Source organism: Amycolatopsis japonica (genome assembly GCF_000732925.1).
Classification (GTDB): domain Bacteria; phylum Actinomycetota; class Actinomycetes; order Mycobacteriales; family Pseudonocardiaceae; genus Amycolatopsis; species Amycolatopsis japonica.
Map to the genome: position 1 here is coordinate 3481975 of NZ_CP008953.1, position 26617 is coordinate 3508591.

Annotated in this window: 22 protein-coding genes and 4 tRNA genes; 17 read left to right on the forward strand and 9 right to left on the reverse strand. The window is 69.0% G+C overall.

What is annotated here, in order from left to right; all coding sequences use genetic code 11:
* Positions 1–157: 157 nt before the first annotated feature.
* Entirely contained in the window at positions 158–2320 is a 2163-nt protein-coding gene (locus AJAP_RS16310) for a DUF6461 domain-containing protein (RefSeq protein WP_051972484.1), read from the forward strand.
* A 1072-nt stretch (positions 2321–3392) separates the two neighbouring features.
* Here the strand turns inward: AJAP_RS16310 and AJAP_RS16315 are convergent.
* The 4 genes from AJAP_RS16315 to AJAP_RS16330 form a co-directional block, all read right to left on the reverse strand.
* Positions 3393–3467 (reverse strand) — tRNA-Val (locus AJAP_RS16315).
* Between the two features lies 1 nt (position 3468).
* Positions 3469–3539, reverse strand: a tRNA-Cys gene (locus AJAP_RS16320).
* 25 nt (positions 3540–3564) lie between these two features.
* A tRNA-Gly gene (locus AJAP_RS16325) sits at positions 3565–3637 on the reverse strand.
* 136 nt (positions 3638–3773) lie between these two features.
* The gene (locus AJAP_RS16330) at positions 3774–4199 is read right to left on the reverse strand and encodes an SsgA family sporulation/cell division regulator (protein ID WP_005159130.1); all 426 of its coding nucleotides are present in this window, start codon (positions 4197–4199) and stop codon (positions 3774–3776) included.
* 400 nt (positions 4200–4599) lie between these two features.
* Here AJAP_RS16330 and AJAP_RS16335 point away from each other — a divergent pair.
* The 5 genes from AJAP_RS16335 to AJAP_RS16355 all read left to right on the forward strand — a co-directional run bounded on the left by AJAP_RS16335 (position 4600) and on the right by AJAP_RS16355 (position 10548).
* Positions 4600–4671: transfer RNA gene (locus AJAP_RS16335), tRNA-Val, on the forward strand.
* Positions 4672–5566: 895 nt separating this feature from the next.
* Positions 5567–7093, forward strand: coding sequence for a sugar transferase (locus AJAP_RS16340; RefSeq protein WP_038512453.1), 1527 nt, complete (start codon positions 5567–5569; stop codon positions 7091–7093).
* Positions 7094–7201: 108 nt separating this feature from the next.
* Positions 7202–7816, forward strand: a complete 615-nt coding sequence (locus AJAP_RS16345; RefSeq protein WP_016334785.1) for a malonic semialdehyde reductase — start codon at positions 7202–7204, stop codon at positions 7814–7816.
* Positions 7817–7954: 138 nt separating this feature from the next.
* The gene (gene thrS, locus AJAP_RS16350) at positions 7955–10015 is read left to right on the forward strand and encodes a threonine--tRNA ligase (RefSeq protein ID WP_038512460.1); all 2061 of its coding nucleotides are present in this window, start codon (positions 7955–7957) and stop codon (positions 10013–10015) included.
* The gene (locus AJAP_RS16355; RefSeq protein ID WP_037338994.1) at positions 10012–10548 is read left to right on the forward strand and encodes an HIT family protein; all 537 of its coding nucleotides are present in this window, start codon (positions 10012–10014) and stop codon (positions 10546–10548) included. The genes thrS and AJAP_RS16355 overlap by 4 nt, the downstream gene beginning before the upstream one ends.
* A gap of 84 nt (positions 10549–10632) precedes the next feature.
* Here AJAP_RS16355 and AJAP_RS16360 read toward each other — a convergent pair whose 3' ends face one another.
* Entirely contained in the window at positions 10633–11175 is a 543-nt protein-coding gene (locus AJAP_RS16360) for a YceI family protein (protein WP_038512463.1), read from the reverse strand.
* Between the two features lie 118 nt (positions 11176–11293).
* Here AJAP_RS16360 and AJAP_RS16365 point away from each other — a divergent pair, with 118 nt between their 5' ends.
* From AJAP_RS16365 to AJAP_RS16390, 6 genes are all read left to right on the forward strand, one after another.
* On the forward strand, positions 11294–11836 hold the full coding sequence (locus AJAP_RS16365; RefSeq protein ID WP_038523217.1) for a MarR family winged helix-turn-helix transcriptional regulator: 543 nt from the start codon (positions 11294–11296) through the stop codon (positions 11834–11836).
* Between the two features lie 104 nt (positions 11837–11940).
* Positions 11941–12582 carry a phosphatidylinositol phosphate synthase gene (gene pgsA / locus AJAP_RS16370; RefSeq protein WP_016334780.1) on the forward strand — a complete coding sequence of 214 codons (642 nt, stop codon included), beginning with the start codon at positions 11941–11943 and terminating at the stop codon, positions 12580–12582.
* Positions 12579–13496, forward strand: a complete 918-nt coding sequence (locus AJAP_RS16375; RefSeq protein ID WP_038512466.1) for a phosphatidylinositol mannoside acyltransferase — start codon at positions 12579–12581, stop codon at positions 13494–13496. The genes pgsA and AJAP_RS16375 overlap by 4 nt, the downstream gene beginning before the upstream one ends.
* Positions 13497–13518: 22 nt before the next feature.
* A complete protein-coding gene (locus AJAP_RS16380) occupies positions 13519–14664 on the forward strand; it encodes a glycosyltransferase family 4 protein (protein WP_038512468.1) in 1146 nt (381 codons plus the stop codon).
* A complete protein-coding gene (locus tag AJAP_RS16385; protein WP_038512470.1) occupies positions 14661–15143 on the forward strand; it encodes a hypothetical protein in 483 nt (160 codons plus the stop codon). The genes AJAP_RS16380 and AJAP_RS16385 overlap by 4 nt, the downstream gene beginning before the upstream one ends.
* Before the next feature lie 12 nt (positions 15144–15155).
* Positions 15156–15617 carry an XdhC family protein gene (locus AJAP_RS16390; protein ID WP_038512472.1) on the forward strand — a complete coding sequence of 154 codons (462 nt, stop codon included), beginning with the start codon at positions 15156–15158 and terminating at the stop codon, positions 15615–15617.
* 70 nt (positions 15618–15687) lie between these two features.
* Here the strand turns inward: AJAP_RS16390 and AJAP_RS16395 are convergent, their stop codons facing one another.
* Positions 15688–17796, reverse strand: coding sequence for an elongation factor G-like protein EF-G2 (locus tag AJAP_RS16395; RefSeq protein WP_038512475.1), 2109 nt, complete (start codon positions 17794–17796; stop codon positions 15688–15690).
* A gap of 164 nt (positions 17797–17960) precedes the next feature.
* On the opposite strand from AJAP_RS16395, the gene AJAP_RS16400 reads away from it, so the two are divergent.
* Entirely contained in the window at positions 17961–19379 is a 1419-nt protein-coding gene (locus AJAP_RS16400; protein WP_038512478.1) for an FAD-binding oxidoreductase, read from the forward strand.
* 195 nt (positions 19380–19574) lie between these two features.
* Positions 19575–20489 carry a pyridoxal 5'-phosphate synthase lyase subunit PdxS gene (gene pdxS / locus AJAP_RS16405; protein WP_038512481.1) on the forward strand — a complete coding sequence of 305 codons (915 nt, stop codon included), beginning with the start codon at positions 19575–19577 and terminating at the stop codon, positions 20487–20489.
* Positions 20490–20549: 60 nt separating this feature from the next.
* On the opposite strand, the gene AJAP_RS16410 is transcribed toward pdxS, so the two are convergent.
* A complete protein-coding gene (locus AJAP_RS16410; protein ID WP_038512484.1) occupies positions 20550–20975 on the reverse strand; it encodes a PaaI family thioesterase in 426 nt (141 codons plus the stop codon).
* A gap of 76 nt (positions 20976–21051) precedes the next feature.
* Between AJAP_RS16410 and AJAP_RS16415 the strand changes: the two genes are divergently transcribed.
* The 3 genes from AJAP_RS16415 to AJAP_RS16425 all read left to right on the forward strand — a co-directional run bounded on the left by AJAP_RS16415 (position 21052) and on the right by AJAP_RS16425 (position 24884).
* Entirely contained in the window at positions 21052–21468 is a 417-nt protein-coding gene (locus AJAP_RS16415) for a DUF6892 domain-containing protein (RefSeq protein WP_038512487.1), read from the forward strand.
* Positions 21469–21591: 123 nt separating this feature from the next.
* Positions 21592–22092, forward strand: a complete 501-nt coding sequence (locus tag AJAP_RS16420) for a peptidase inhibitor family I36 protein (RefSeq protein WP_038512491.1) — start codon at positions 21592–21594, stop codon at positions 22090–22092.
* A gap of 89 nt (positions 22093–22181) precedes the next feature.
* Complete coding sequence (locus AJAP_RS16425) at positions 22182–24884, forward strand: AfsR/SARP family transcriptional regulator (RefSeq protein ID WP_051972485.1); 2703 nt, start codon at positions 22182–22184, stop codon at positions 24882–24884.
* On the opposite strand, the gene AJAP_RS16430 is transcribed toward AJAP_RS16425, so the two are convergent.
* Both AJAP_RS16430 and AJAP_RS16435 read right to left on the reverse strand, forming a co-directional pair.
* Positions 24874–25941 (reverse strand): DmpA family aminopeptidase, encoded by a 1068-nt coding sequence (locus AJAP_RS16430; protein ID WP_038512493.1) that lies wholly within the window; start codon positions 25939–25941, stop codon positions 24874–24876. The genes AJAP_RS16425 and AJAP_RS16430 overlap by 11 nt on opposite strands.
* Complete coding sequence (locus AJAP_RS16435; RefSeq protein ID WP_038512496.1) at positions 25938–26549, reverse strand: TetR/AcrR family transcriptional regulator; 612 nt, start codon at positions 26547–26549, stop codon at positions 25938–25940. The genes AJAP_RS16430 and AJAP_RS16435 overlap by 4 nt, the downstream gene beginning before the upstream one ends.
* Positions 26550–26617 lie beyond the last annotated feature (68 nt).

A 26617-nucleotide genomic window follows, 5' to 3' on the forward strand; every position in this document is an offset into this window, starting at 1 on the left:
CTGCAAGGCGCCTTGGCCCTGGACGGCTTCGGTCTGCCGATCCCAGATGGCCGAGAGCTTGCGCGTGTAGTGGCGGATCGGACCGTGGGTGGATGTGGGAAGAATCTGTCGGTGGCATTCGTTACTGTGCGCGCGTTGTCGAGCGTTGGGGGTTGAGATGGAGGAATACAGGGAAGTTCCGGCGGGGCTGGCGGATGCGCTCGTGCCGGTGGTCGCGGATCTGGTCCCGATGCTGCGCGGTCGGATCCCGCGCGGTCCTGCGGCGGCGCTCGGCAGGCTGGGAGCGCCGGATGCGAAGCCGGACGTCTTCGGCCTCGTGGTGGGACCGCTGGTTATGGGACATGGCGAATCCGCGGCGTTGAGCAGGCTGCGTTCGCTCGGTGAACCTGTCTCCGAGCGGTTGCTCGGCGCGCTGGAACTGACGGTGGACGCGTTGACCGTCCCCATTCCGTACGAGGTCGAGGCAGCGGTGCCAGGGCCGGACGAGACGCCGCATACCTTCGGGTTCGGGATGATCGGCGGGCCTTGCGCCGAGACCGTCACCGCGGTGCGCCTGCTCGATCAGCTGCGGCCTGGGCTTTCCACACTGATCGTGGCGCTGGTCGAGGAACTGGCCGGGCACGAGGCCTTGGTCCCGCTGCTTGAGCCCCCGCCGGAGCTCACCGGTGAAAAAGAACTGGCGGCGGCGCACGGAGCGGCCCATCTCGCGCTGGCCGTCGCGGCCGCCGCGCCGGTGCTGCGGAGGGCTGGAGCTCCGCTCCTCGCGGGGACGTCCGCAGCCGTCGTCGGTGTGGCGCTGGGCGCTGTTTCGGCTTTGTTGAGCGAAAGTCCGATGCCGTCGGCGTACGCGGCCGCGCTGCTGGAGAAACGCCGTGCCGACTACGTTCTGCCGGTGTCGGCGTCGGGTTCGGCCTCGGTGCGGGGACATCGGTTCACCCTGGCCGAGCACACTGTCCTCGGCGAGCCCGACTTCAGCGGGAATGGCCTGGCCGTCGCCGTCCCCGGCGGGATCGCCGTCCGGACCGGGCTGGGGGAGGGCCAGGTGCCGGTGTCGACGCGGATCCTCGAAAGAGCGCCGGACGAAGTGGAACTCGACTGGTGGGACGAGGTCGTCGAGTTCTCCTGGCGGGCGGAACGGGGCGACGCCACCTTGAGCGAAAGTGACTCGCGGCGGCACGTGAGAACACCGCCGTGGCCGGGCGATTTCCGTGTGCGGGTGCACGCGATCGGCCGAGACGGCGAGGAGCGCGAGCGCTACGAACTCATGCTGTGGCAGGCGCCGCCGGGGCCGGACATCGTGCACAAACGCGGTGACCGGCTCGGTTACGTCGTCCGCGGTGAACCCGTGCCCGACATCGAGACGCCTCCGGAGGCCGCCTATCGGTGGATCCGCCAGAGCATGCTCGGTGAGGCGGCGACAGTCACGGTGGTCGGGGGCGCCTCACCCGCTGGGGTGCTCCGCGCCTTCGGTGCGGACCCGGCCGAACCGGAGTCCGCGCAGGAGTTGGCGGCGGCGTTCGACCTTGATCCCTGGGTGGCCGTGCTTCCGGTCGAGGGCGGGGTGCTTGCCGTCGAGTTCAACGGTTTCCAAGGTTCGTACCGGCCGGTGCTGGAGCCGTTGTCACGGGAAGGTCGCACGGGCAGCCTGTTCTGGAATATCAACGCCGTGACCCGGCTGTCCTTCGCCGACGACGGGGACGTGCTCGCGTCGTCCGAACTCGGATACTCGGAGGAGATCGCCGACCCTGAGGTGAACCAGGCGTTGGCAGGCCTGGACTTCGGTGGCTATCGCGACAGACTGGAAAAGGGCCTGCTCGCCATCGAGCGGTACACCGGATACCGGCTGCGGAAGGAAGATCTCGAGCGGATGGTCGAGGAGGACGTCGCCTATCGCATCCTGCCGCATCTGCCCGAACTGTATCCCGAGGCACGTGACGCCGACGGTTCGCGCGCGTTCCCCGGTCATGGTCCTCTTGGGGCGGACACCGATCGGCTGGCCTTCGTACCCGAGGAAACGTTGCGGGAGCTGGCCTGGCGGGCGGCGTCGGCCGTGGCCGAGCACGCCGGCGTCACCGGAGACCCGGTCATCGCGGAAGTGCTCACGGAGCGCCGGCTGAGCCGGGAGGCGAAACTCGCGGCCAGGCGATCGCAGCTGCAGGCGTATCGGGAGCACTCCTGGCTATGGCAGGCGCTGCACAACGCGACCAATCCGGATCCGCTGGCCGCCGCGATCGGTGCGCTGTCCGCGGCACGATACGCGGCCGGACCGGGCGGTGAGGACCTGCTGGAGCACGCGCGCCGAGTAGTTCGCCAGCGGTAGCAGCTGGCACTCGTAGTTCAGTCCTCGACGAGCAGAGGACACAAATACCGGTGCGTGCGGTGAGGAAACCTTGGGCCAGGCGCCCGTTTGACCTCGCCGTGGAATCCAGTGCCAGCCGGATCAACTGGACGAAGTCGTCGGTGGTGATGAGCGCGTTCTCTTGGGGCGAGGCCAGGGCTTGGAACGTGACTCGTTGTGTCCCGGTGCTGAGCAGGCTTGTCCTTTGTCCGCGGCTGGAGCCGACGACATCGGCCAAGTACCGGTCCTTTCTGGACAACCATCTACTCCCGCAGTGGTCGTCATGGCCGCTGGCCGGAATCTTCAACAGCTACGTCGAGATCGAGAAAGGCTCTCGGAGTTGCACGACGCGGACGAGGGCGTCGATGCGGCTCTACGAGAGCGGGCTCGGCTCGCCGGGTTCGTTCTCGGGCTGCTCGACTTCTACACCGGGTCGCGATGGTGAGAGTTGGTCGGTCAGCAGCGGCATGAGTACGACAGTGAGGCTCAGACGATCCAGATCCGCGAGCCGTTGAAGGAGATCGGTGGACGTCTGTTCAAAGGCGGTCGCCGGGTAGATACTTCGCGGCTTGCCGACTTGGGTCCGCGGCCGACTCGCCCGGTGACGCCGGGACGGCAGGGTGGCCGCGCGAAGAAGGGCCGGACGAAGACTCCGGCGGGTACGCGAAGCGTGAAGTTGCCGCCGAGTATCGCGGTCTTCTATGAGGAGCTGATGGACAGCCACGGCTTCCCGTTCGTGCTCTGTAGTGCTGAGGGCGCGCCGCTGCGGCGGTCGAGCGCGCCTGGGGCAGAAGGTGAAGGGCATCGCGAGGGTCTACGACCATGTGACTCCGCTGATGCGTCGTCAGATTCTGCAAGCGCTCGAGACACGTTGGATCGGGTCGTTGGTCGCGCTCACCCGAGCGAGCGGACGAAGCTGGGGGAGTGGTTCCCACATCTGCAGGCCACGTTCGATGACATGCGGCTCGAGACGGGTCCGAAAGACCATCGCCATTGAACGACTGAAGCCCCGCCCCTCCGAGGAGGGACAGGGCTTCTGACCTGCGAAAACAGATGGTGCGCGATACTGGGATTGAACCAGTGACCTCTTCCGTGTCAGGGAAGCGCTCTCCCGCTGAGCTAATCGCGCGAGGTGGAGACGGGATTCGAACCCGTGTACACGGCTTTGCAGGCCGTTGCCTCGCCTCTCGGCCACTCCACCGTGTCAGGCCCGAGAGGGCCTTCCGAGCGGATGACGGGATTCGAACCCGCGACCCTCACCTTGGCAAGGTGATGCGCTACCAGCTGCGCTACATCCGCACATCCTCGGTCTGGATGGGAGTTCAGAGCCTCGCGGTTCTGTCTCTCACCCCGTCGCCGTGGTGTGTGTGAACACTATCCGATCCCGAAAACGGCTCCGCAACCGGGGTGCCACTTGCTGTTCGCAAGGCCGTCATCAGGCCAGATCGTTGGGAATCAGGTGTGTCAGGGCGTCGTCGACGTCGACCCACAGGTGCTCGTTGCCCGGGAGCACGACGTCGTAGGTCCGGTCGAGGAAGTCGGCCAGCTCCTGAGCGGACGCCTCGAACATGGCGTGCCCGGACGGCGAGTTCAGTTCGATGAGGACGGACTCGGGGTCTTCGACGGAGGGGCGGATGCGTACGTCGCCGTCGCCCGCGTCGGCCAGGAGGCCGTCGGCGAGGAGATCGCGCGCGTAGACCCACTCGACCCAGCCGGCGCGGCCGGTGCGGAAGGCGGCCACGACCGCGTACGGGTCGCGAGTGTCGTATCGCAGTTCCACCTTGACCGGAACCGCGGGGGTCCGCGGCGCCAGGAGGTCGAACACCGCCGTCGAGCGGAGCGTCACGTGATCGTTGCGCATCGTCCTACCCTTCGTCTCCTTCCCGGCCCGGTCGAACCGAGTGGCGATGATGTGACGTATCGGCCGGCTGATCGGAACGCGGTTTTGCCGCAGATCACCCGGACGGGGTCATCGGACCCCGGGTCCATACTCCGTCACCCCATCATCACCCGCGCGACGCGCAGCCCTACATGCGCCCTGCAGGCAGTCCACATGTACATACTGCGCGGTTTAGTCGTCACGCGATAGCACCGTCGCACGAATGTCGAAACGCGTCGCGGGCGGCCCCCGGCCGTGACAACCCCGACTAGCTCGTGGTTGTTCGCTCCGTATTTGCTGGTGAGCGGAGTGTGGTCGGAGGGAACCACCCGTTTGCAGGCCCCCTAAAGTCGTGGGGTAGAGTCTGCCGGACACCGCGAGCGGGCGATTAGCTCAGCGGGAGAGCGCTTCGTTCACACCGAAGAGGTCACTGGTTCGATCCCAGTATCGCCCACCGGATGAAGGCCCTGGACCATCGGTCCGGGGCCTTGATTCATTCTCGGCCACTGTCGGCGGTGAGCCGTCCGGAGGCATTCGATCCCCAGGTCGGACGCGGGTTGTGTGGGGGCGGTACTTCTGCCGTCGCGGGCGGACCGGCCAGTGCGGGCGAATCCACTCGGGGCGATCGCGGGCGCGGGGGGTGCCGCCGGTTCGAAGATCCCCGAAGCCCACCCCTCCGGCCGGTGTGGACATTCGCCGGAGATCTCGTGTCGCGACGCGAAAATGTCGCATGATCCGACCATTGAGACTTCTTTGTGATCCTCGGCACGAAACGTCCGTGCAAAGGTCCAGACCATGAAGAAAGTGATGTGGGGCATGGTCGGGCGGGCTCACTCGTCCGGCTCCGGCCGAGGGGTCGCCGTGACGCTGACGTGATGTGACGAAACGCCACGCCGGTGACCGATTGACAAGGTAGGTCGGCGCGCGGTGGGCACCTCCGGCGGGCCGTGGTCCTCGCGGGGTGTGAAATCCACAGTGGACCGGCCGGAGATCGACTCGCGCGAACCGTCCATTGTGGAGTTTTCCGGGCTGTTCGGCCGATCGGGGAACCGGTGCTCCAAGTGGCCGCGAGTCGTGGGAATTCGTGACTACTTTGAGTAGTTGTTCGGAGGATACGGTCTATTACGCATCGTCATCATCTTGTTATCAACACGGCATTCATTTGCCGGATGCTCGCCCAGGGTGTGGCTGGAAATCCTTGTAACGATGGCCGGAGAGTGGCCGATACCTTGGCGTGTGTCGCCCCATCGGCCGCTGAGAGAGCTTGAGAATTGATCACTCTTCGAGATCAGTCTCATTTACTCAGCGTGTTGATCCGGCGTTCGGGAATCCCCACTCCGGGAGGTCTGATGGAAGAGTCGGTGCGGCCGTCGTCCACCGTCAACGGGACGCCGCAGCACATCGACCTCCAGTCGATTCCGCTTCCCCCGCAACGGGGCGCGGGGGATGCCGCCGCGGTCGACACCACGTCGGCGCGGCCCCCTTACGCGGCTTGGGAATCGCGCTACCGCGCCTGGGTCATCGGTAGTGACGTTTTCACCGCGTTCGTGCTCATCGTGATGAGCGCCTTCTTGATCGATCGATCCGATCCGCACGACATGCACGCGCTCGGTACCGCCGCGGCCTTCCTGTTCGGGCTGTCGGTCTGCCGTGCCTGGAGTCCGCGTGTACTGGGCGAGGGTGCGGAGGAGTACCGGACGCTGGGGCGCGGCCTCGTGGCCACCGCCGTCCTCGTCGCGTTGGGCGGCCTGCTCTTCGGCGCGCTCGCCGTGCAGCCGTGGGTCTTCATCGTCGTCCCGATGATCTCGGTCTTCATGTTCCTGCAGCGGTACGCGCTGAGACAGGTGCTGCACCGGCGCAGGCGGCTCGGTGAATGCCTCCTTCCGGTGCTCGCGGCGGGAAGCCCCGACACGGTCGCCGATCTGATCGCCCGCACGAAGGCCGATCCTCATGTCGGCTGGCGTGTGGAAGCCGTCTGTACGTATTCCGGTGCCGGCGCGGAGCGGGGGAGCGGCGAGGTGGAAGGCGTCCCGATCGTCGGGAAGCTCGACGACCTCGCGGGCCACGTCCGCCGCGGCGGTTACCGGGTGGTCGCCGTGACCGCCGATCAGCACTGGAACCCGAAGCGCCTCCAGCGGCTCGCCTGGGACCTCGAAGGAACGTCGGCCGAGATGGTGGTCGCGCCGATGCTGATGGAGGTCGCCGGGCCCCGGTTGAACGTCTCCGGCGTGCTCGGCATGCCGCTGCTGCGGGTGACCGCGCCGATGTTCACCGGCGGCCGCCGTCTGGTCAAGGAAGCGCTCGACCGGTTCGGCTCCGCCTTGCTCCTCACCCTCTTTTCCCCGCTGCTGCTGGCGATCGCGGTCGCGATCAAGCTGGACGACCACGGCCCGGTGATCTACCGGCAGCGTCGCGTCGGCCGCGACGGGCACACCTTCACGATGCTGAAGTTCCGCACGATGGTCACGAACGCCGACAAGCTCAAGCAGGAGCTCCAGTCGGACAACGAAGGCGCGGGCCCGTTGTTCAAGATGCGCAAGGATCCGCGGGTGACCCGGGTCGGCGGTCTGCTTCGCCGGTACTCCCTCGACGAGCTGCCGCAGCTGCTCAACGTCGTGAGCGGGCGGATGTCGCTCGTCGGTCCCCGTCCGCCACTGCCCGAGGAGACCGCGAAGTACGCTCCCGACGCGCGCCGCCGTCTCCTGGTCAAGCCGGGGCTGACCGGCCTCTGGCAGGTCAGCGGCCGCAGCGACCTCAGCTGGGCCGAGAGCATCCGCCTCGACCTGCGTTACGTCGAGGACTGGTCGCTGGCCCTCGACCTGGTGATCCTCTGGAAGACCTTCCGCGCGGTGGTGCAGGGACGAGGTGCCTACTGACGCTTTCCTGTGACCGGACCCACACGCAGAGATAGTTGAGCGAGAAATAGTTCAGCGCTCAACTAGGTTGGGACGGGTACAGGACGCGTACGGAAGGAAGATCCACCCATGACCACCAGCGTTGAGCCGACCGAAGCCTTGAACCTCCCGCAGGACGTTCAGGACCTGTTGTTCCGCGAGGCCCGCACCGCGAACAACTTCAGCGACGAGCCGGTGACCGACGAGCAGATCCGCGCGATCTACGAGCTGGTCAAATGGGCTCCGACGTCGATGAACAACCAGCCGCTGCGCGCGCTGGTGATCCGTACCGAAGAGGGCAAGAAGCGGCTGTCCCCGCTGATGTCCGAGGGCAACCGCGCCAAGACCGAGGCCGCGCCGGTGACCGTCGTGCTGGCCGCCGACACCGAGTTCCACGAGAACCTGCCGCGCACCTTCCCGCACTTCCCGGGCGCCAAGGACCTGTTCGCCGACGAGGCGGGCCGCGTCGAGACCGCCAAGCTCAACGCGCTGCTGCAGGTCGGTTACTTCATCATCGGCGTCCGCGCCGCCGGGCTGGCCGCCGGCCCGATGACCGGCTTCGACGCCGAGGGCATCGACAAGGAGTTCTTCGCGGACAAGCCGTGGAAGTCCCTCGTCGTGATCAACGTCGGCAAGCCGGGCGAGAACCCCTGGTTCGACCGCCTGCCGCGGCTGGACTTCGACGAGGTCGTCGAGACCGTCTGACCTCGTTCCTCGATACGCGAAGGCCTTCTTCCGATGGGAAGGAGGCCTTCGTGGTGTTAGGGGTAATGCGCGTGAGCCGCGCCGCACCTGACGACTAACATCACGGGAACCATCCGCTTTAACCGCGAGGAGTCCATCGTGTCCCAGCCGTCGTCAGTAGCAGCCGCAACCGCCCCGCGCGTGGTGGTACCGGCGGGCACTACGGCGGGCACCGCGGTCCGCGAAGCCGGGCTGCCGACCAAGGGACCGGACACGATCGTCGTCGTGCGCGACCCCGAGGGGAACCTCCGCGACCTCTCCTGGGCCCCGGAGGCCGAAGCCGAGGTCGAAGCCGTCGCGGCGAACACCGAGGACGGCCGCAGCGTCATCCGCCACTCGGCCGCCCACGTGCTCGCCCAGGCCGTGCAGCAGCAGTTCCCGCAGGCCAAACTGGGCATCGGCCCGCCGGTCAAGGACGGCTTCTACTACGACTTCGCCGTCGACACCCCGTTCACCCCGGAAGACCTGCAGGCGCTCGAGAAGCGCATGAAGCAGATCGTGAAGGGCGCGCAGCAGTTCTCCCGCCGCGTCTTCGACTCGGTCGACGAGGCCAAGAAGGAACTGGCCGACGAGCCGTTCAAGCTGGAACTCGTCGACATCAAGTCCGATGTGGACACCTCCGAGGTGATGGAGGTCGGCGGCGGCGAGCTGACCATCTACGACAACCTCGACCCGCGCACCAAGGAGCGCGTGTGGAGCGACCTCTGCCGCGGCCCGCACGTGCCGACCACCAAGTTCATCCCGGCGTTCAAGCTCACCCGGGTCGCCGCCGCCTACTGGCGCGGTGACGACAAGAACCCGCAGCTGCAGCGGATCTACGGCACCGCGTGGGAATCCGCCGAGGCCCAGGACGTCTACCTGGAGCGCCTGGCCGAGGCCGAGCGGCGCGACCACCGCAAGCTCGGTGTCGAGCTGGACCTGTTCTCCTTCCCCGACGAGATCGGCTCGGGGCTGCCGGTGTTCCACCCCAAGGGCGGGATCATCCGGCAGGAGATGGAGAACTACTCGCGCCAGCGGCACGTCGAGGCCGGGTACGACTTCGTCTACTCGCCGCACATCACCAAGGGCGCGCTGTTCGAGACCTCCGGTCACCTCGACTGGTACCGCGACGGCATGTACCCGGCGATGCACCTCGACGCCGAGCACAACGAGGACGGTTCGGTCCGCAAACCCGGCCAGGACTACTACCTCAAGCCGATGAACTGCCCGTTCCACGACCTGATCTTCCGTTCGCGCGGGCGTTCCTACCGGGAACTGCCGCTGCGGATGTTCGAGTTCGGTTCCGTGTACCGCTACGAGAAGTCCGGCGTGATCCACGGCCTGACCCGCGTGCGCGGGATGACGCAGGACGACGCGCACATCTTCTGCACCCTGGAGCAGGTCCCCGGTGAGCTGAAGTCCCTTTTGGACTTCGTGCTGAACCTGTTGCGCGACTACGGTCTCGACGATTTCTACCTCGAACTGTCCACTCGGAACGACGAGAAGTACATCGGTTCGGACGAGGTGTGGGACGAGGCGACCGAGGTGCTCCGCGCCGCCGCCGTGGACTCGGGGCTGGAACTGGTGCCGGATCCGGGTGGCGCCGCGTTCTACGGGCCCAAGATCTCCGTGCAGGCGAAGGACGCGCTGGGCCGCACCTGGCAGATGTCGACCATCCAGCTGGACTTCATGCTGCCCGAGAAGTTCGAACTGGAGTACACCGCGGGCGACGGCAGCCGTCAGCGCCCGGTGATGATCCACCGCGCGCTGTTCGGCTCGATCGAGCGGTTCTTCGGCGTGCTGACCGAGCACTACGCGGGCGCGTTCCCGGCGTGGCTGTCGCCGGTCCAGGTGGTCGGCATCCCGATCACCGAGGACCAGGTCGAGCACCTGCGCGGGGTCGAGAAGGCGCTGCGGGCCAAGGGGATCCGGGTCGACGTCGACGCGAGCGGCGACCGGATGCAGAAGAAGATCCGCACCCACACCACGCAGAAGGTGCCTTTCATGCTCCTGGCGGGCGCGAAGGACGTCGAGGCGGGAGCGGTGTCGTTCCGGTTCCGTGACGGCGGCCAGATCAACGGTGTCTCGGTGGACGACGCGGTCGAGGCGATCGCCGGCTGGGTCCAGCGCCGTGAGAACGCTTCGCCGACCGTGGCGGGCTTGGAGGCGGTACTCCGGTGACGGGCCTCGATGGCCCTGACGTCGTCGGACAGGACGGTGTGGGGGTCCCGGACGCGTTGCAGCGCCTGTGGACCCCGCATCGGCTCGCCTACGTGCAGGGGTCGAAGCGGCCCGACGAGGGGTGCCCGTTCTGTCATCTCCCCGAGAAGAGTGACGAGGACGCGCTGATCCTCGCGCGCGGGAAGACGGTGTACGCGGTGCTGAACCTGTACCCGTACAACCCCGGTCACCTGATGGCCGTGCCGTACCGCCATGTCGCGGACTACACGGACCTGACGCCGGAGGAGACCGTCGAGGTGGCGGAGTTCACCCAGCACGCGATGCGGGTTATCCGGGAGGTGTCGTCGGCGCACGGGTTCAACATCGGGATGAACCAGGGTGTGATCGCCGGTGCGGGCATCGCCGCGCATCTGCATCAGCACGTGGTGCCGAGGTGGGGTGGCGACGCGAACTTCATGCCGGTGATCGGGCACACGAAGGTGTTGCCGCAGTTGCTGGGGGAGACGCGGCAGCTGCTGGCGGACGCCTGGTAGTTACCTGGCCGGTGGCTGATGTCATGAAAGGGTCGTTCAGGACGAAAAACGTCTTGAACGACCCTTTCATGACACTCGGGGGCCTCAGGCGTTGAGCGCGGCCTGCAGCTCGATGTCGATCTTGACCTTCTCGGACAGGAAGGCGTTGCCCTCCGGGCCGATGCCGAAGTCGCGGCGGTTCACCGTGGCGGAGGCCGAGACGCCGAGGGTGGTGGCGTTGTCGTTGGCCGGGTTGGTGCCGATGCCGTTGAACTCCGCCTCGAGCGAGACCGGGACGGTCTTGCCGCGCCAGGTGAGCTCGCCGTCGATGACGTAGTCGCCGCCGTCCTCGCGGATGCCGGTCGAGCGGAAGGTGATGACCGGGTGCTCGTCGACGTGGAAGAAGTCCTCGGACTTGAGGTGCGTGTCACGACCGTCGACGCCGCTGGCGACCGACGAGGCGTCGATCTCGACGGTGACCGACGAGTCGAGGATGTTGTCGGCGGTGACGACCTCACCGGTGAAGGCGGTGAAGTTGCCCCGGGACTTCGCCAGGCCGAGGTGCTTCACGGTGTAGGCGATGTCGGAGTGGGCGGTGTCGATCGTCCACTTGCCTGCGACGTAGCCCGGGATCTCGGTGGTGGTCATGTGAGTCGATCTCCAAAAAGTCTGTGTGCGTTCGTGGTGAACCCTCGTCTGGTTGAGCGCTCAACAACGACTGTAGCGCAATTTGGTTGAGCGCTCAACCAGGGGTAGAATGGGCGTCATGTCCGAACCCCGATGGCTCTCCGACGAGGAGCAAAAAGTCTGGCGCGACTTCTCCGCGGCCACGCGGATGCTGCAAGCGCACCTGGAGGGCCAGCTTCAGCACGAGGCGGGCATGCCTCACACCTACTACGAAGTGCTCGTCGCCCTTTCCGAGGCGCCGGAGCGGCGGCTGCGGATGAGTGAGCTCGCCGACGCGCGCAAGGCGTCGCGCAGCAGGCTCTCGCACGCGGTCGCGCGCCTCGAGGCGAACGGCTGGGTGCGCCGTGAGTCCTGTCCCACCGACAAACGCGGTTCCTGGGCGGTGCTCACCGCCGACGGTTTCGCCGCGCTGGAGGAGGCCGCGCCGGGGCACGTCGAGGCGGTCCGCGAGAGCCTCTTCGACCCGCTGACCCCCGAACAGGTGAAGGCGCTCGGCGAGATCAGCGCCGCCGTACTGGCGCGGCTGTCGCCGAAGTGCGCCGCCGCCGAGGCGGAATTGGCGCTGCGGGAAGAGAGTCTCGCGGACCTCGCCGGCTCGGCCGAACTGGCCAAAGCGGACTGACCTGGAGCCGGTCCAGGGGCGGGCGCGACGACGAGTGTCGGTGCGGGTGGATAGGCTTCGGGCGGCCACCCGACCCTGCTGCTTTAGGTGCACCTGAAGAACCGATGCTCAACATTTTCGCGCGCGCCTCCGTTTCCCGCGTCACCGACCCGATGGGGAAGGTGCTCGTGCGCGCCGGTCTGACCCCCAACGCGATGACCGTCATCGGCACGGCCGGGGCGGTGCTGTGCGCGCTCGGGTTCTTTCCCAACGACATGCTGCTGTGGGGCACCTTCACCGTCTGGGGCTTCGCGATGCTGGACCTGCTGGATGGCGCGATGGCCCGCGCCCGCGGGTACGGCACGGCGTTCGGGGCCGTCCTCGACGCGACCTGCGACAGGCTGGTCGACGGCGCGTTGTTCGCCGCGATCGCCTGGTGGTGCTTCGTCCACGACGACAATCGCCCGGCCGCGGCCGCCGCGCTGATCTGCCTGGTGCTCGCGCAGGTCATCTCGTACGTCAAGGCCCGCGCCGAGGCCTCCGGGCTGGAGGCGGACGGCGGCCTCGTCGAACGCGCGGAACGCCTGATCATCGCCCTCGTGGGAACCGGACTGCACGGTCTGGGCGTTCCGTACACCGTGGACATCACGCTCTGGCTCCTCGCGGTGCTTTCGGTGATCACCCTGCTGCAGCGGACGGCCGCGGTGGCCAAGGCGGCGAGGGCCGCCAAGGCGGCGGGGCCACCCGCCGCGGAGGGCGGGGCATGAGCGGGTTCTCCCAGCGGCTCGGTGACCTCGGCTACGCGACGGGCTGGCGGCTCGCGCGCTGGCTGCCGGAGTCGATGGGCTCGGTGACCTTCGGGCTGGGCGCCGATCTGGCCGTCCGGCGGGACGGCGGCGGGGTGCGCCAGCTTCGGCGCAACCTCGCCAGGGTCGTGCCGCAGGCGGACGGTGTCGAACTCGACGAACTGACCCGCCGCGCGATGCGGTCGTACGCCCGCTACTGGCACGAGATGTTCCGGCTGCCCTCGATGGACCACAAGGAGGTCAGCCGCAAGGTCGCCCAGTCGATCACCGGCGTGGAGAACCTCGACGCGGCCCTCGCCGAGGGCAACGGCGCGGTGATGGCGCTGCCGCACAGCGGCAACTGGGACGCCGCCGGCGTCTGGCTCGCCGACTATCTCGGCGGTTTCACCACGGTCGCGGAGCGGCTGAAACCCGAGTCGCTGTACCAGCGGTTCGTGTCCTACCGGGAATCGCTCGGTTTCGAGATCGTCCCGCTGACCGGCGACAGCTCCGCGATGCGCGTGCTGCTCAAGCGGCTGCGGGAGAACAAGGCGATCTGCCTGGTGGGGGACCGGGACCTGACGAACTCCGGCGTGCCGGTCAAGTTCTTCGGCGAGCAGACCAAGATGCCGGGCGGGCCCGCGCGGCTGGCCGCCACCACCGGCGCCGCGCTGATCCCGGCCGGGTGCTGGTTCACCGAGGATGGCTGGCAGATCCGCCTGCACCCGCGGATCCGGGTCACGAACCGGTCCGAGGTCCCGGCGGCCACCCAGGCGCTGGCGGACATCTTCGCGGGGGACATCGCCGCGCATCCGGCCGACTGGCACATGATGCAGAAGTTCTGGCTCTCCGATTTCGAAGCCGGGGAACAGGCCGAACCCGGCGAAGCGAGCTGAACGGATGGCTCAGTCGCGGGTCATGAAGATCGGGATCGTCTGCCCGTATTCGTTCGACGTGCCGGGCGGTGTGCAGGGACACGTCATCGATCTCGCGAAGGCGCTGCTGGCGCGCGGGCACCAGGTCTCGGTGCTCGCACCGGCGGACGAGGACTCCGACGTCCCGGATTTCGTGGTCCCCGCCGGGAAAGCGCTCGGTATCCCGTACAACGGCTCGGTCGCGCGGCTGCAGTTCGGCCCGGTGTCCTACGCCCGCGTGCGGCGATGGATCCGCGACGGCGACTTCGACGTCCTGCACCTGCACGAGCCCGCCGCGCCGAGTCTTTCCTTGCTGGCGCTGAAGGTCGCGGACGGCCCGATCGTGGCGACCTTCCACACCGCGACGACGCGTTCGCGCACACTGGCGGCGTTCCAGCCGGTGCTGCGGCCGCTGCTGGAGAAGATCACCGCGCGGATCGCGGTTTCGGCGCTGGCCCGCCGGGTCCAGGTCGAGCACGCCGGGGGTGACGCGGTCGAGGTGCCCAACGGCGTCGACGTCGACTTCTTCTCCCGCGCGCTCCCGCTGGACGGCTACCCGCGAGCGGGTGGCACGGTCGGTTTCGTCGGGCGGTACACCGAGCCCCGCAAGGGGATGGGGGTGCTGCTGGAGGCGTTGCGGATACTGCTGCCGGAGTTCGAGGAGCTGCGGCTGCTGGTCGTCGGCCGCGGCGACGCCGATCAGCTCCGGCGCGAGGCCGGGCCGGAGTTGGCGCCGCACATCGATCTGCTCGGCCAGGTCGACGACGAGACGAAGGCGCGGGCACTGCGCAGTGTCGACGTCTACTGCGCGCCGAACACGGGCGGCGAGAGTTTCGGGATGATCCTCACCGAGGCGATGGCGGCGGGAACGCCCGTGCTGGCGAGCGGCCTGGACTCGTTCCGCCGGGTCCTCGACGACGGCAAGGCCGGGATGCTGACCGAGACCGGCGACGCGGCGGCGCTGGCCGACGGGTTGCGCGAGCTGCTCGGAGACCCGGCCCGACGGGCGTCGCTGGCGGCGGCCGCGGGGGAGCGCGTCGCGATGTTCGACTGGTCCGTGGTCACGACGCAGGTCCTGCGGGTGTACGAGACGGCGATCGCCGCCGACCCCCGGCGGGTCGGCGCGGGCGAACGCGAGTTCAGCCGGTGACGACCTGGGTGTGGATCGGCGGTGTGGTGGCCGCGATCGTGGTGCTGGGCGGGTTGTTCCTGCTCGCGACGGCGAACCGGCTCGACCGGCTGCACGTCCGCACGGACGCGGGCTGGGCGGCCCTCGACGCCGCCCTCGCACGGCGCGCCGTCGTCGCGAGGGCGGCCGCCGCGATCCTCGGTGACGATGAGCTACGCACGCTGGGCGAACGCGCCGAGCGTGCGCCGAGGCCGGATCGCGAAGCCGAGGAAAGCGAACTGACGCTGCGGCTGGCGCGCGTCGATCGTGCGGCTCTGCCGTCGACGCTGGCCGAAGAGCTGACCGACGCCGAGCACCGTGTCGTCATCGCGCGCCGCGTGCACAACGACGCCGTCCGGGACACCCTGCATCTGAGGCGGCGCCGGAAGGTCCGGTACTTCGGCCTCGCCGGGACCGCCCGGCTTCCGGAATACTTCGAGATCGCCGAGCCTGAACTTTAGGAGGACGGACCTATGAGCGATCGGCTGCTGGTGGCGGTGTTCGCGACGCCGGTCGCGTCGTTCCTCCTGCGCTACGGCAAGGATCTCGGCTACACGGCCGTGCTGTTCGAGCCGGACGGCGCACGCGTGACGGACGTCGAGCCCGGCCTGGAGGCCGTCACGACGTTGCCGGCACTCGGCGCGGACGCCGACGTCGTCGTCACCGATCACGACCGGCCCGAACTCGGCGACGTGCTCAAGGCCGTGCTGGACCGCCCGACGCGGTGGGTCGGGGTGCTCGGCAATCCGCGCCACGCGGGCCCGCACGTCGCCGCGCTCAAGGCACTGGACGTCCCGGACCACGAGATCGCGCGCGTCCACCGCCCGGTCGGTCTGAACATCGGCTCACGCACGCCGCCCGAGATCGCCGTCGCCACCCTGGCCGGTCTGGTGGCCGACCGGAACGGGCGGCCGGGCGGCTTCGAGTTCCATTAGGCCGCGTTTAGTCCTCTGAATGCGGTCCTTGCGCGCGCAAGGACCGCATTCAGAGGACTAAACGCGGGCGTCAGTAGGCCACCGCCCCTTCCGGCATCGGCTCGAACCGCGCATGCCTGCGGGTGAACGTCGCGGTGCCCGAGGTCAGAGAACGCAGGTCGATCGCGTAGCGCAGCAACTCCACGGCCGGCACCTCGGCGCGGATGACCGTGCGGCCGCCTTCACCCGATTCGGTGCCGAGTACGCGGCCGCGCCGGGACGAGAGATCACCCAGCACGGTGCCCAGGTGCTCGTCCGGAAGCCGTACGGCCACCTCTTCGAGTGGTTCGAGCAACGCGATCTTGCCCGCCGCGGCGGCCTCCTTCAGCGCCAGCGCGCCCGCCGTCTGGAAAGCGGCGTCCGACGAGTCGACGCTGTGCGCCTTGCCGTCGACCAGGGTCACCCGGATGTCGATCAGCGGATGACCGTCGACGAGTCCTCGCTGGGCTTGCGCCCGAACTCCCTTCTCCACGCTCGGGATGAACTGGTGCGGCACCGAGCCGCCGACGACCTTGTCCACGAACTCGAAGCCCGACCCCCTCGGCAGCGGCTGGACCTCGATGTCGCAGACGGCGAACTGGCCGTGCCCGCCGGATTGCTTGACGTGCCGTCCGTGCCCGCGAGCCGGCCCGGCGAACGTCGAACGCAGGCTGATGCGGACGGGTTCGGTGCCCACGTCGGCGCCTCCCGCGCGCAGCCGCGACAGCACGACGTCGGCGTGCGCCTCGCCCATGCACCACAGCACGAGCTGGTTGGTCTCGGCGTTGCGGTCCAGCCGGAGCGTGGGGTCGCCCGCGACGAGCCGGGAGAGGTTGCGCGCCAACGTGTCCTCGTCGCTGCGGGTCTTCGCGATCACGGCGACCGGAAGCAACGGCTCCGGCATCGCCCACGGCTTCATGATCAGCGGGTCTTCCGGTGAGGAAACGGTGTCGCCGGTTTCCGCCGAGCCGACCTTGGTGAGCGCGCAGAGGTCACCCGCGACGCAGTACGGGACTTCGCGCAGGTTCGCCCCGAGCGGGGAGTACAGATGCGCGACCCGCTCGTCGGCGTCGTGATCCTCGTGGCCGCGTTCGGCGAGGCCGTGGCCCGAGACGTGCACCGGCCGTTCCGGGCGAAGTGTCCCGGAGAACACCCGCACCAGCGAGACCCTGCCGACGTAGGAGTCGACGGCGGTCCGGACCACCTCGGCCGCCAGCGGGCCGTCGGGGTCGGCGCGGAGCCCGGCGTGCGGCTCCCCGGTGGGCGAGGTGACCTCCGGCGGGACGTGCTCCAGCGGCGACGGGAAGGCACGCACGATCCCGTCGAGGACTTCGGCCAGCCCGACCCCGGTCGTCGCGCACACCGGGATCACCGGATGGAAGGAACCACGGGCGACGGCGGTTTCGAGATCGGCGATCAGCGTGTCCTCGGGGATCTCCTCGCCGGAGAGGTACCGGTCCATCAGGGACTCGTCTTCGCTCTCGGCGATGACCCCTTCGATCAGTTCGTTGCGGGCCTCGGTCATCCGGCTGAGTTCGGCCTCGTTCGGCTCGCCGATTTCGGGCGGGAAGCCCTGGGAATAGTCGAAATAGCGGCGCGTGATGAGCCCGACGAGCCCGTCGCGCGCGGGCAGGTACAGCGGCAGGACGCCGGCGCCGAAGGCCTCCTGACAGGCCGCGATCTCGCCTTCGGGGTCGGCGCGGTGATGGTCCAGCCGGGAGACGACCACCGCCCTCGGCATCCCGACCGCGGCGCACTCCTCCCAGACCGCGACCGTGGCGGCGTCGACGCCTTCCGCCGCGCAGACCACGAACAACGCGGCGTCGGCGGCGCGGAGTCCGGCCCGCAGCTCACCGACGAAATCGGCGTACCCGGGGGTGTCGATGAGGTTGATCTTGTGGTCTTGGTGCAACACCGGCGCGACCGAAAGGCCGACCGACCGTTGCTGCCGGACCGCGGCGGGATCGTGATCGCACACCGTGGTCCCTTCCACCACCGAGCCTGCCCGCGTCACCGTGCCGGACGCGGCGAGCAAGGCCTCGGCGAGTGTCGTCTTGCCTGATCCCGAGGGGCCGACCAGGACGACGTTGCGGACCTTCGCCGGGTCGTCCACAGCGACGGCGGCCCCGGAGTCTCCGTTCTTGCTCTGTTTGTCGGCCATGCCGATCTCCTCACCACACGATGCCGCATACAGGTGTGTCCTCGATCACACACCCGCGACGGGCGTCGCGGCAAGGCGACCGGCGAGGGACCCCCCGAATGTCGACGCGCCGTTATGCTCGATGGCGGACACCCGGAGGCGGATCCGACGGTGGGGGATGAGCGATGGAGCTCGACAGACGCACGGTGTTACGGCTGGCGGGGGCGGTCCCGATGATGGCGGCGGTGCCCGCCGCGATTCCCGAGGGCGGTGGTCCGTGGGAAAGGCTGCGTGCCCGGTTGGCGGGGGAGCTGTTCCGGCCCGGCGACCCCGGCTACGACGAAAAGAGGCTCGGGTTCTTCAGCCTCTACGACCATCGGCTGCCCGCCGGTGTCGCGGTCTGCGCGAACGAGGACGACGTCCGCCGGTGCGTCGATTTCGCCGCCAGGCAGCGGATTCCGATCGCGGCCCGGTCGGGCGGGCACAGTTACGCCGGCTATTCCATAGTGGACGAAGGGCTCGTCGTCGATCTGTCCCGGCTGAACGCGGTCCGGATCCTTTCCGGTGGCCGGGCGGAGATCGGGGCGGGCGCGCAGCTCGGCCGGGTGTACGAGGCACTCGCGGCGGCGGGCCGCGCGCTGCCCGCCGGCAGCTGCCCTCAGGTCGGCATCGCCGGGCTGACCCTCGGCGGCGGGATCGGGGTCCTGGCCCGAAAGTATGGCCTGACCTGCGACAACGTCGAGTCCGTGCGTTTCGTCGGCGCGGACGGGAAGGCGTGCCTGGTGTCGGAGGAGACGGCGCCGGACCTGCTGTGGGCGTTGCGCGGCGGTGGCGGCGGCAACTTCGGCATCGTCACGTCGTTCACCTTCCGCACGGCGGCGGCCAGGACGCTGACGAACTTCAACCTGGTCTTCCCGCCCGCCGCGCTGGCGGCTCTCGTGGCGGCCTGGCAGGAGTGGCAGCCCGCGATGCCGGACGAGTTGTGGTCGGGGATGGGGCTCGGCGCCGCGGCCGCGAACTGCGGTGGGTGTTTCGTGGGTTCCGCCGCGCAGGTGAACCCGTTGCTGGACGATCTGGTCCGCCGCGTCGGCGTTCAGCCGCTCCAACGGGACGTGACCGAACAAGGCCACTTGGCCACGATGCGGACCTTCGCCCAGGAGGCCGCCTTCCCCGCCGCGGTCGCGCAGCGCGGGGAGTACGTGGCCACTTCGCGGATGCTGACCCATCCGGTGCCCGATCCGGACGCGCTGGCGGGGTTGCTGGCGAGCGATCCGCATCTGTATTCGATCGTGGACGCCTACGGCGGCGCGATCGCGCGGGTGCCGTCGAGCGAGTCGTGCTTCCCGCACCGGTCCGCGCTGGGCAGCGTCCAGATCACCCGCGGTCTGGACGGCGGCGAGGCGTACGCGCGCCAGGTGATCGGCGGGGTCCGGGACGAACTCGGCCGCGAGTACGGGCAGGCCGGGTACATCAACTACATCGACCCGGAGATGCCTGAGTGGGCGAAGGCGTACTACGGCGAAAGCCTGCCGCGGCTGCGTCGAGTCGCGCGGAAGTACGACCCCGACGGCCTGTTCGCCTTCGAACAGGGCCTGGCCCGTTGACGCGTTTCGTCCTCTGGATGCGGTAGTTCGCTGTCGAACCACCGCATCCAGAGGACGAAACGCGGGGGAGAGGTGCGGGCCAGATCACCCAGTGGACTGCTGAAATCGCCGCGAACTGGCCTGCTTCAGAGGTCCAAAAGCGGCCTACTCTCGGAGGCGTCACCCTCACTCGTGTGCTTTCCGAAAGGTCCAGCAGTGTCTGACGACTCCACGAACACGGCCACCACCTCGCTCACCGGCACCGCCCGGGTCAAGCGCGGGATGGCGGAGATGCTCAAGGGCGGTGTGATCATGGACGTGGTCACCGCCGAGCAGGCGAAGATCGCCGAGGACGCCGGCGCCGTCGCGGTGATGGCGCTCGAGCGGGTCCCCGCGGACATCCGCGCGCAGGGCGGCGTCGCCCGGATGAGCGACCCGGACCTGATCGACGGCATCATCGAGGCCGTTTCGATCCCCGTCATGGCGAAGGCCCGTATCGGCCACTTCGTCGAGGCTCAGCTGCTCCAGTCGCTCGGCGTCGACTACATCGACGAGTCCGAGGTGCTGACCCCGGCCGACTACGAGAACCACATCGACAAGTGGGCCTTCACCGTGCCCTTCGTCTGTGGTGCCACCAACCTCGGCGAGGCGCTGCGCCGGATCAACGAGGGCGCGGCGATGATCCGGTCCAAGGGCGAGGCCGGCACCGGCGACGTCTCGAACGCGACCACGCACATGCGCAAGATCCGCGCGGAACTGCGCCGCCTCTCCTCGCTGCCCGAGGACGAGCTTTACGTTGCGGCGAAGGAGCTCCAGGCGCCGTACGAGCTCGTCAAGGAGGTCGCCGCGAAGGGCAAGCTCCCCGTCGTGCTGTTCACCGCGGGCGGTATCGCGACCCCGGCCGACGCCGCGATGATGATGCAGCTCGGTGCCGAGGGCGTGTTCGTCGGCTCCGGCATCTTCAAGTCCGGCAACCCGGCGCAGCGTGCCGAGGCGATCGTCAAGGCCACCACGTTCTACGACGACCCGGACGTCATCGCGAAGGCTTCGCGTGGCCTCGGGGAAGCGATGGTCGGAATCAACGTCGACGACGTGCCCGAGCCGCACCGTCTCTCCGAGCGCGGCTGGTAAGTCACACGATCTCGGGACGGCCCGGCACTCCTCGAAGAGTGCCGGGCCGTCCCGCGTCCATCAGCGGGTGGGGCCGTTCCTCGTCAGCACGCTTCCCTGCGCCGCGGCACTGAGTGTCGTGGTCCCGTCTTCGCCGATCACGTACAGGTCGCAGCGGCAAGTCGCCTGGCGCCGGCCGCTGTGCAGGACCTTGGCCTCCGCCACGAGCCGGATTCCCTGTGCCGGCCGCAGGTAGTTGATGCTGAAGCCGCCGGTGAGGACGTCCGGACCCAGTGTGGTCCCGGCCGCGAAGGTGATCGCGTTGTCCGCGGCGTAGGCGAGCACGCCGCCGTGGAGATACCCGTTCTGTTGCAACAGATCATCGCGGATGTCGAGTTCCAGGGTCGCGGCACCGTTCCCGAACGAGGCCACCCTGGCCCCGAGCAGGACGCTGAACGGTTGCGAGGCGAGGCCCTTCCGGGCGTCTTCGAGTGTCAGTGCTGTCATCAGGCCACCATCCTGCCATCGGACGACTTCTCCGGAACCCGACCTGTCCGGACATGCCGCGCTATAAGGTCCGGGCATGAGCCAGACGATTCCGTTCACCGACTTCAACTTCAAGCTCGCGGTGGTCCAAGAGCTGATGTACAACCAGGAACTCCTCCCGAAGTTCGACCTGCGGGAGTACGCCGCCGAGAAGGGCTTCACCTACGACGCCGGGAGCGTCGAGGCGGTCCCCGAGGCGTCGGCCTACTTCGAGGCGCTCGAGGTCCCCGCCGAGCTCGCGGAGAAGATCACCGAGATCGAGATGGACGGCGGCAACGAGATCTACCTCGAGATCGCGCCGAACTGGGACGGCGAGGACTCGCTGTTCGACGTCGACGAGTTCGCCGACGTCGCACACTTTCCCAACCTGAAGTCGATGACCTTGCTCTTCACGGGTAACGAAGAGGCGCTGGAGTCGTTGCGTGCCCGCGGTATCGAGGCGGACTGGCTCTGATCGGCGACCTGCGGAGCTAAGCGGAGGAACCGCGGTCCCTTTTCGACTGCTTAGGCATCGGGAAGCGGTGCGCGGGACCTTGATCCCGGCGTGCGGAGGGCACGCCGGGATCAAGGAGGACAAATGCGCACTCTTCGGTTCGTTTCCGCCACTTTGGGGGCCGCCGCGATCGCGACGGCACTCGCCGCGGCACCCGCTTCGGCCGCGACGGAAGGGCCGGCCACGCTGCGCGCCGCCGGCATCGACGCGGCGAAGCTCGCTCCCGGATGGAAGGTCACCGGAGACCAGGTCGTCTGGAACGGTGGGGAGACCACTCTGTCGTTGTCGCCCAGCGCGGCCAGCAACTGCCAAGCGAACTTCGTGTGCCTGTACGAGCATCGCGACTTCGGCGGACGGCGGCTGCAGTTCCGGGACCCGGGGCTGAAGAATCTGGTCGACTACGGATTCAACGACCAGATGTCGTCCTGGCACAACCGACGCTCCGTCGACGCCCGCTGGTACTACAACATCGGCAGCGGGACCAGTCGCTGCATGCAGGCGAACTCGCAGTCGTCGTATGTCGGGAACGCCGACAACGACCAGGCGAGTTCGTTGAGAATTTACACGTCGGCCAGCGCCTGCTGAGCGAAGTGTTCCTTCGAATGCCGGACGCCGCCCCCGGATATTTCTGAGACTCTCGACTGGGGTGTCTCGTTTTACTGGGGGAGAAATCGGTGAAGGAAAAGAGTTTCTATTTCTATCGCCTGTTCGGTGAACCCGCGGCCGAGTGGCAGGGCACGGACCTGCCACTCGGCCCGCCACAGGCGCGCCGGGTGTTCGCGCTCCTGCTGATCGAGGCCGGCCGCCCGGTGCCGTCGGACCGGATCATCGACGAGCTGTGGGGCGAAACGCCACCGGTCTCGGCGAAAGTCCAGATCCAGGGGCTCATCTCGGGCCTGCGCCGCGCCTTGCGCTCGCCACGGGGCGACCAGCCGATCCTGACCAGGGGAGCGGCGTATCAGCTCGACGCGCGGCCGGAGGACACCGACGCCGGCCGGTTCATCTGCCTCGCCGCGCGGGGCCGCGAACTGCTGGCCCGCGACCGCCATCGTGAGGCCGCCCGGCACTTCCGGGACGCGCTCGAACTGTGGCGGGGGCCGGTACTGGCCGGGATCCCGGCCGCGGCGGAGGTCGTCGCGCGCTGGGAGGAGGAACGGCTTTCGCTGCTGGAGGACAAGGCCGAGGCCGAACTCGGGCTCGGCGAGCACGACCGGCTGGTGCCCGAACTCCGCGACCTGCTCACGGCCGCCCCGTTCCGGGAGCGGGTCTGCGGGCTGTTGATGACCGCGCTCGCGAGGGCGGGCCGCGTGGCGGAGGCACTCGACGTCTACGCCGGATGGCGACGCAGGCTGGTCGACGAACTCGGCGTCGAGCCGTCGCCGTCGATCCGCTCCCTGCAGTGCGAGATCCTGAGCGACGGCCAAGGCATGACGGCGCGCGAATATCCCGCGTACCAGGAACCCGCCGTGCCGAGCCAGCTGCCGCCGGGTATCCCGGACTTCGTCGGCAGGGACGCGCTGATCGCGGATCTGCTCGCGGAACTGCGGCGGGACGACGGCCGCGACACCCTGCCCGTGGTCCTGTTGACCGGCGCCGGCGGGATCGGGAAGTCCTCGCTCGCGATCAGGCTCGCGCATCAGGTCGCCGACGACTATCCCGACGGCAGGCTGTTCGCGGCCCTGCGCGGGACCACGGACGAGCCCAGGACTCCGGAGGCCGTGCTCACCGGATTCCTGCGCGCGTTCGGTGTTCCGGCCGACGGGATCCCGGCGGACGTCGACGACCGCGCCTGCCTCTTCCGCAGCCTGGTCCACGATCGCCGCGTGCTGCTCGTCCTCGACGACGCCGCCGGTGAGGCCCAGCTGCGGCCGTTGCTGCCCGCCGGTGGTGGCTGCGCGGTGATCGTCACGAGCCGGTTCGTGCTGGCCGGGCTCGAACTCGGCAGGCAGGTCCCGGTCGACGTCCTGTCGTTGGCGGACGCGGAAGCCCTTCTCGCCAAGCTCACCGATACCGACGAAGATCCCGTTGCCGCCCAACAGGTTCTCGAACACTGCGGCGGGCTCCCGCTGGCGTTGCGGATCGTCGGCAGCCGGATCGGCGACCGCACGGGCTGGCGGCTCGCCGACGTCGCGGGGGAGCTGGCGGTCGAACGGCGGCGGTTGGATTGGCTGTGCGCGGGGGATCTCGCCGTCCGCGGCAGCCTGTCCCTCGGCTATCAGCAGCTGGAGCCGGACCGGCAGCGGCTGTTCCGCAGGCTGGGTTTGCTGCCTCCGGCCGATTTCCCCGCCTGGGCGGCGGCGCTCGCCGACGACGGAGAGCCCGAAACGACGTCTCGCGCGCTGGAAGACCTGCGGCATCGGAACATGGTCCAGCCCGCCCCGCGTGCCACCGGCGCTCCTCGTTACCGGGTCCACGATCTCTTGCGCGCGTTCGCGGTCGAGGAGGTCGCCGTCGAACCGGAACAGGTCCGCGCGGAGGCGACCGAGCGAGTGCTCGGCGGCTGGCTCTGGCTCGCGGAGAAGGCCGCGGACCGGTTGTCCCGCAGCGTGTTGCGGCCGGAGCCCGGCACGGCCGTCCGGACCTCGCTCGACGAAGGACTGGTGGCCGAACCGCTTTCGTGGTTCCGGGACGAGGTTCCCGCGCTGGAGGCCGCGGTCTCGCACGCGGCGGACGCCGGGCTCGGCGAGCTCGCCTGGGAACTCGCCGTCGTGGCCGCGTCGTACTTCGACCACAGTGGACTGTACGCGGAATGGTCGCGGTGCCACCGATGCGCGCTGACCGCGGCGCGGGCGTCGGGATGCGCGCGCGGGGAAGCCGCCTTGCTGCGGGGAATCGGCCAGATCCACCTCTACCGCGACGATTTCCGGACGGCGCGCGAGGCGCTCACCGAATCTTGCCGGATCAGCGACCGGATCGGCGACCGGGCGGGGCGGGCCAGAGCGCTGACCGGGCTGTGCGTGCTCGCGCGGGCGGCCGGGCGGCCCGAGACCTCGCGCGCGACGGGGAGGCGGGCGCTGGCCCTCTTCCGCGAGATCGGGGACGTCCTCGGGATGGCGCACGCCCACACCTCGTACGCCGTCGCGAGCACGGATCTCGGTCTGCTCGACGAGGCGGAAGCGGAACTGGACGAGGCCGGGCGGCTTTGCGCCGAGCTGAACGATCCGCATCGCACGGCGCTCGTCCTGCGCAGGCGGGGAGAACTGCACCTTCGGCGCGGCGACCGGCGGGGCGCGATGTCGTGCCTGTGCCGCGCGCTCGAACTGCTCGACTCGCTATCCGACGAGATCTGCGCCTCGCGGGTCCGGCTGGATCTCGCGCGAATCCGTGCGAGATCCAGCGACCGGCCGCCGTCGGGGAAGGTCTTGATCAGGACCTAGACCAGCGTCCGGTCGGCAGCGCGGGAACCCGGCGCCCGCGGTGACCGGTCATCTCCTCGTTCGCGAACAGCGCGTTGAGCACCGCTTCCTCGGTCGCCTGCACGACGGCCTCGAAGAAGGGATCGAGCCTGCCCCACGGGACGAACCGCATGCTTTCGTACTCGGCCTCGTCCGTACGCGGGAACCGGCTGGTGAGCGCTCCCGGATTCGCCGTGCTGAACGCCAGGAAGAGGTCGCCGGAGAAGTGTGAACCCGCGGTTCCCGTGCGGGCGAGGCCGAGCGGGACCCGGCGGGCGAGCGACGTGCACTGGCCGGGCAGCAGGGGAGCGTCGGTGCCGATGATCACGATCACCGACCCGGCACCGGACGGCGCCGCCCAAGTCTCCTCCATCGGGTTGTCGGCACCGAGTTCCGCTCCGACGTGCTCGCCCGCGACGGTGAGCTCGCGGCGTGAGCCGAAGTTGGCCTGTACCAACGCTCCCACGGTGTACTCGTCGTCCCCGTAGGACACGACACGGGAGGCCGTACCGGTGCCGCCCTTGAAGCCGTAACAGGTCATCCCGGTGCCGCCGCCGACGGAGCCCTCACCGACCGGGCCCGGCCGCGCGGCGTCGATCGCGGCGATGGCGTGTCCACTGTGGATGGTCGGTGCGGTGCTGTCGTTCAGATAGCCGTCCCAGGTCTCGGCGACCACCGGCAGCAGCCATTCCGCGGCCACGTCGGGCCGCTCGCGGACGACCCAGTCGATCGTGCCGCGGTGGCACGCGCCGACGGCGTGCGTCGAGGTGATCAGCACCGGCAGGGTCAGCGACCCGGTCTCGGCCAGCCACGCGGTGCCGGTCATCTCGCCGTTGCCGTTGAGGGCGTACGTCCCGGCCGCGCACGGCACGGCGAAGTCCTCGCGTCCGCGCGGCAGGACGGCGGTGACGCCGGTGCGCACCGACTCGCCCTCGACGAGGGTCGTGAAACCGATCTCGACACCGGGGACGTCGGTGAGCGCGTTGTGCTCGCCGGTCCGGCCGGGCAGCGGGACACCCAGGTCGCGGGCGCGGGTCATGGACGGTCCTCCAAGGGGTTCGAGGTGGCGGTGCGGGCATAGGAGAGCAACATCGCTTCGGCGGTGGCGGTTTCCATCGTCGGCACGGCCTGGGTGAGGTGCAGGCCGTAGCCGTCTTCCAGTGCGACGAGGTTCCGCGCGATCGACACCGGCTCCGCGGTCAGGGTGAACTCGCCGGTGGCCGCGCCGGCTTCGAGGATGCCGGTGTAGATCCCGACCTGCTGCTCGTAGAGCGTGATGTGCCGGGCGGCGTACGCGGGATCGCGGCGGGCGATCGTGCCGAGTTCGTAGAGCAGCACGCAGAGTTCGTCGTCGGGACCGGTCGGCAGACCGCTGCGGATCATCGCCAGCAGCCGGTCGGACGGCTTCGTCTTCGTGCCCGCGGCCTGCTCCCTCGCCGAGCAGAACCGCGCCACCGCCTCGCGCTGCACCTCCTGGAGCAGATCGGCGAGGGTGGGGAAGTAGTACAGGACCGAACCCGGCGACAGGCCCGCGCCCTCGGCGACGTCCCTCAGCCGCAGGTTCAGTACGCCGCGGTCGAGGACGGCCTGTCTGGCCACCTCGATCAGTTCGGCCCGTCGCTCCGGTGCCTTGCTCGGTCTCGCCATGCCTTCATTCTTCGAATCTTGTTCGAAAAACGCAAGGGCTGCGCGCGATCAGCTCTTGACGTCACACC